This is a genomic window from Fulvivirga sp. (assembly GCF_040220315.1).
In the GTDB taxonomy this organism is placed as follows: domain Bacteria; phylum Bacteroidota; class Bacteroidia; order Cytophagales; family Cyclobacteriaceae; genus Fulvivirga.
Genome location: NZ_JAVJUY010000357.1, coordinates 1 through 5,535, shown reverse-complemented (window position 1 = coordinate 5,535; position 5,535 = coordinate 1). Strand labels below are relative to the sequence as shown.

The following is a 5,535-nucleotide window of genomic DNA, read 5'->3' as shown; positions in this document are numbered from 1 at the left end:
TTAATAGTATTCAGATTATGTTTGATGGTAATAAGTATTGGATTATAAATATATTCTGGGACAGAACTGATGGTTTTCTTCAATGAGTCCTGAGTTTCTATGGTACGTGATAATTTTTTTACAGTCTCAAATATGACTTATTCCAAATTATGTTCAATTTAAAATAACATGACAAAAACAATTAGTTTATTGATACTCCTAATGGTCTGGGTTAATAATACTTGGGCTCAGTTCTATATTGAAAATAGGTTAACTCCAGAAGGGAGCAATGAACATTATACTTTGTATGAAAGAATGGATTATTATGGCGTGCCTGGTGTGAGTATTGCGGTAATAAAGAATGCTGAAATAGTCTGGGCTAAAGGTTATGGGATTGTACAATCAGGAAAAAATAAAAATATTGATTCTGAAACAGTATTTTCTGTAGGCTCGGTAAGTAAAATCGGGACAGCAACTGCCATACTACGTTTGGTTGAGCAAGGTAAATTGAATTTAGATATTGATGTTAATGAGTACCTTTCTAAGTGGAAAATTCCTGAAAATAAATATACAAGAAACAATCCAGTCACTTTAAGAAGAATATTATCGCATACAGCAGGATTAACGGTTCATGGCTTTGCTGATTTTTTACCGTTTGAAGAACTTCCAACAACTATAGAAATTCTCAATGGTACGTACCCAGCAAAAAATGATGGAATTTATGTTAATATCCCTGTCGGTTCAGAATTCAGATATTCAGGGGGAGGTACACAAGTATTACAGTTAGTAATAGAAGAAGTAATAGGAAATAGTTTTCCAGAAGCTATGGATGAGTTGCTATTTGATCCATTGGAAATGGATCGAAGCACTTATTTAAACCCTATACCCGAAGAATATGGGAATATAGCTAAGGCACATAATAGGAGCGGTAACCCGGTAGCCCTACCCAGAGGTTATCAATCAATGCCAGAAATGGCCGCATCAGGTTGGTGGACGACCCCCACTGATTTATCGAAACTGATAATTACTTTACTCGAAGCTTACGATGGATGTGAGGATTTTATAAATCAATCTATTGTGATAGACATGATGACCAAAGTAGCACCGGGAGATTATGGCCTTGGTCCAAGAATTGGCAATGCCGAAAATGGAGCATTCTTTTCACATGGTGGTGCTAATGACTCCTATAGAGCATCAATTCGAGGATACTTAGATACTAAAAATGGTTATGCTATACTTACCAATGGCACTAGGGGTTCTGAGCTGATTCAGGAGATTAGAGCTGCAATAATCAAGTTTGAAGAGTTTTAATAACATAGTACAGTGTGCTTGATTTTAATGGCGTAAATTATAGAGCATTACACAACGAGCTTTAATGAGCCGGCCCCTGATTTTTATGAATATCAGGTTGGTTTTGAGATGGTAAAAAGTGGAAGTGTTATTCATGTTCTAAGTACTTATGAATCTAAGTTTAAACCTGAGGATGAAAAGCCATTTAAAAGAGGGGTTAATAGTATTCAGATTATGTTTGATGGCAATAAGTATTGGATTATAAATATATTTTGGGATCGAACTGATGGTTTCCTTCAATGAGTCTAGGCTTCCTACAGTATGTGATAATTCATAATACAAAAGAAAATGTAATTTGTAGTTGGAATGACTAAATGGTAGTTACTTATTAAATCATTTGTAACTTCTTATTCAGTTTTTATTTACAGATGTTTTCGTACCAATGACGGAATCCTCGGGGGTGAATACCAATCACATACCGTTTAAGTAATTCCTCAGCTAAACATAAAATAGTTCTAATTAATAAAAGAGTATTGTGTCATAATTGAATTATGAATAGTTCGATCTTTAATATCGCCATTAGATTCTTTAAAAAGGATCGGCTTTTTACTTTAATAAATCTTTTTGGCTTAAGTACTGCCATTTCATGTGTTTATTTCATTGCATTGTTTGTAACAGATGAGATGTCCTATGATAATTATCATAAAGATAATATCTATCGAATAGCGCTAGAACGGCATTTTCCGAATGGCCAAAGGAGCTATGCAGCCACACCTATGACACTTGGCTATACAATGCAGTTGGAATATCCTGAAGTTGAGATGGCTTCAAGGGCATTTCAACTTCAGGATTTTAGAATTGAAAATGAAACGAATGAAAAAATATTTATTGAGGATGAGATTCTTGCCGTAGATTCTAATTTTTTAGAACTCTTATCAGTGCCAATAATAGCAGGTGAAATTAGTGCGCTAGACCAACCATATACGCTAGCTCTTACTGATGAAATGGCTCTTAAATATTTTGGACATGAACCAGCGCTTGGTAAAAAGCTTGTTGTGAATGATACTATCGAATATACAGTAGGCGCTGTATTAGATAATTATAATGATAGGTCCCACCTAGAGTTTGATTTTTTAATGAGTTGGAATTCTTTTCCATTCGATGAAAACTCTTCTACTGTCTGGGTAGCATATAATACTTATAATTATGTTCAACTTTCAGAAGATACAGGTTACACCAATTTCACGGACCAATTTCAAAATATAGTTATAAAGTATATAGGCCCTCCAGTTGAGGCGTATTTGGGTAAAACCATTGAGGAGTACGAGGCTGCCGGAAATTTGCATAAATTCTTTTTCCAACCAATTGATGATATTCATTTAACCAGTAATCTCCAATTCGAAATGCAACCAAATGGAGATATTCAATACGTCTACCTTTTTTCAATTATTGGAATGTTTATTATGGCAATAGCAGCCATTAATTTCACCAATCTTTCAACAGCACGATCTGTTAAAAGAGCTAAGGAGGTAGGGATTAGAAAAACACTGGGTTCCACAAAAAAAGAATTATTTCTTCAGTTCTTTCTTGAATCAACAGCAATCTGTACTATAGCTGGAGTACTTGGAATAGTTATTTTCATTTTTCTATTACCAGAGTTTAATGAGTTAGCAGGAAAAAATTTATTACTGGGTCAGTTGAACTGGTTTATTTATGGGCCACTCTTTTTATTTGTCATTGCAGTAATTAGTATTATTTCAGGATCATACCCGGCACTATTTATGTCTTCTTTTAATGTAGTAAAAATATTGAAAGGACAAGTGACAAAGGGTAAAAGTAACCATATACTTAGGAACATGCTGATAATTACTCAGTTTGCTATTTCTATATTTCTTATCATCGGAACATTAGTAGTTACTGAGCAGGTTAAGTTCTTAATTGGAAAAAGGCTGGGGTATGACAAAGAGCAAATTTTAACAATTGATAACGCCAATCAATTGGGTACTTCATTTCAATCTTTTAAAAATGAGTTAGTAAATATTTCTGGAATAGAGCTGGTTTCATCTTCTTTTCAAATACCTGGACGACAAGTTATTGGAGCTACTTTTGAAGCTATTGGCAGACCATCAACCGAAAGGCATCAATCGGGAAATATTCTATCTGATAAAGACTTTGTAAATACATTTGGTCTTGAGGTTATTCAAGGTCGCAATTTCGATATCAATAGGAATGACTCTTTAAAGGTATTGATTAATGAAACAGCTGTGGCAGAGGTAGGCTGGGAGGATCCAATAGGTCAAAGGATAAGACAATCAAACGGTGTAGAAATGGAAATAATAGGTGTTATAAAAGATTTTCATTTTAGTTCTCTTCACGAGAAAATAAGACCATTAATAGTGCAAAATTATGATCTGGACAATTTAGAAAACCAGCAGATTTTTCCTTCAAATATCTCTGTAAGATTAAGGAAGAATGCAGATGTTAATTCTGTGATAGCAGGAATGGATAATTTATGGGATAGGTATGTAACAAGCGAGAAGTTATCTAGTGTATTTTTAGATGACGAATACAAGCAGTTATATAATTCTGAAACAAAGTTTGGAAATATCTTTTTGGTTTTTGCTGTTTTGGCAATTACCATAGCAATTATAGGTTTAATTGGCCTATCTTCATTTTATGCTGTTCAAAAAACCAGAGAGATTGGTATTAGAAAAGTGCTAGGCGCATCACTGAATAATTTAATATATATCATGACTAAGGATTTTATTAAGTTGCTCATTGTTGCAAATCTTATTTCATGGCCCATTGCTTATTTTGTGCTTAATAGTTGGCTGAGCAATTACCCTTATGATATTACCATTACCTTTGAATTTTTTCTAATTGCGGGTGCTGCATCCATAATTCTGGTATTGCTAGCTACAGGTTATCAATCGATTAAATCTGCTTTGGTGAATCCCGTTAAATCTATCCGAACAGAATAATAACTTAATTTGCATTGCAATTTGATTCTGCTCTTTAAAGAAAAATATAGCAAATATTCAAAGGTTATTTCATCCATCTATTGAGTTCTAAAAGAGCTAGGCAAACCAAGTGCTCAAGTCATAGCCATATATTTAATTTCATGAGAAAATCTTGATTACCAATTCACCATTGCTTAGTGAATTAAAACCTGATGCGTGATGAAATTATTAAAATACATTATAAGGATATGTAACTACCGAAAAGCTTACACAATACTAAATTTATGTGGACTTTCAATTGGGTTCACTGCTTTCATATTGATATACAATTATGTGGATTTTGAAAGAAGCTATGATTTATTTAATCCCCATGTTGATAACGTTTACAGGGTTGAAAACACACTTCTTAGGCAAAATGAAATAATAATTGAAAGTGCTGAAGGTCTGGCGGCACTAGGAGAGTATTCATTAAAGAATTATAGCGAAGTTAAGGATTATGTAAAAATTTATAATGTAGGAGCTAAAAATAATAACTCGATAACTGTAGGAGGAAGTGAAAATAAAACCTTTTTAGAAAAGAAGTTATTTTTTGCAACGGCATCTTTCCCAAAGATGTTTGCTCTAAAATTCTTAGAGGGGAATGGTGATTTATCTAAACCAAATCAGGTAATAATATCAAAGTCGATAGCATTAAAGTACTTTGGATCAAAAGAGGAAGTTCTAGGAGAAAGTATTGACTTCAGAGATGATGATGGGCGTTCTAATGAATTAATTATTTCAGGTGTTTTTGAAGATTACAGGCGAGACTCACATTTGGATTTTGAATTGGTTATTTCATTTAAAACAATTATTACTGATGACCAAAGCCATGAGAGATTTGAGAACGCTTGGAGAAGATTTGACTTTCTTAATTATCTAGAATTAGCTAATGATGCAAATGTTCAATCTCTTGAAAATCAATTGTCTGAATATGCAACTCAAATGGCTGGTTTGAATGATGATGATAGAGGCTATGAATATGTTTTTTCACTAAAACCTATTAAAAATATTCATCTTGACAAAAGTATAACTAATGAGATTAAGCCGACTAACTCAGCTAAAAAGTTGAATATAATTCTGTTGATAGGTGTATTTGTGTTGATACTTGGATGGATTAATTTTATTAATCTAACAACCGCAGCAGCAATCGGGAGAGCCAAGGAAGTTGGCGTTAGGAAGGTTTTAGGGGCTAGTAAAATTCAGATTATCATACATTATCTGTTGGAATCAATTATTATTTCTGCTTTAGCCTTTTTGTTATCAATGG

General features: G+C 33.4%; 3 protein-coding genes. All 3 read left to right on the top strand.

Annotation, left to right across the window (positions count from 1 at the left end; translation table 11 throughout):
* Nucleotides 1-168: 168 nt before the first annotated feature.
* A complete protein-coding gene (locus RLO81_RS18205) occupies nt 169-1,290 on the top strand; it encodes a serine hydrolase domain-containing protein (protein ID WP_350115097.1) in 1,122 nt (373 codons plus the stop codon).
* A 530-nt stretch (nt 1,291-1,820) separates the two neighbouring features.
* The gene (locus RLO81_RS18200; RefSeq protein WP_350115094.1) at nt 1,821-4,250 is read left to right on the top strand and encodes an ABC transporter permease; all 2,430 of its coding nucleotides are present in this window, start codon (nt 1,821-1,823) and stop codon (nt 4,248-4,250) included.
* Between the two features lie 198 nt (nt 4,251-4,448).
* On the top strand, nt 4,449-5,535 hold a 1,087-nt coding region (locus RLO81_RS18195), incomplete at its 3' end, for an ABC transporter permease (RefSeq protein WP_350115091.1).

Coding starts and splice junctions, on each gene's coding strand:
- RLO81_RS18205 (WP_350115097.1), top strand. CDS start 169: ATGACAAAAACAATTAGTTTATTGATACTCCTAATGGTCTGGGTTAAT.
- RLO81_RS18200 (WP_350115094.1), top strand. CDS start 1,821: ATGAATAGTTCGATCTTTAATATCGCCATTAGATTCTTTAAAAAGGAT.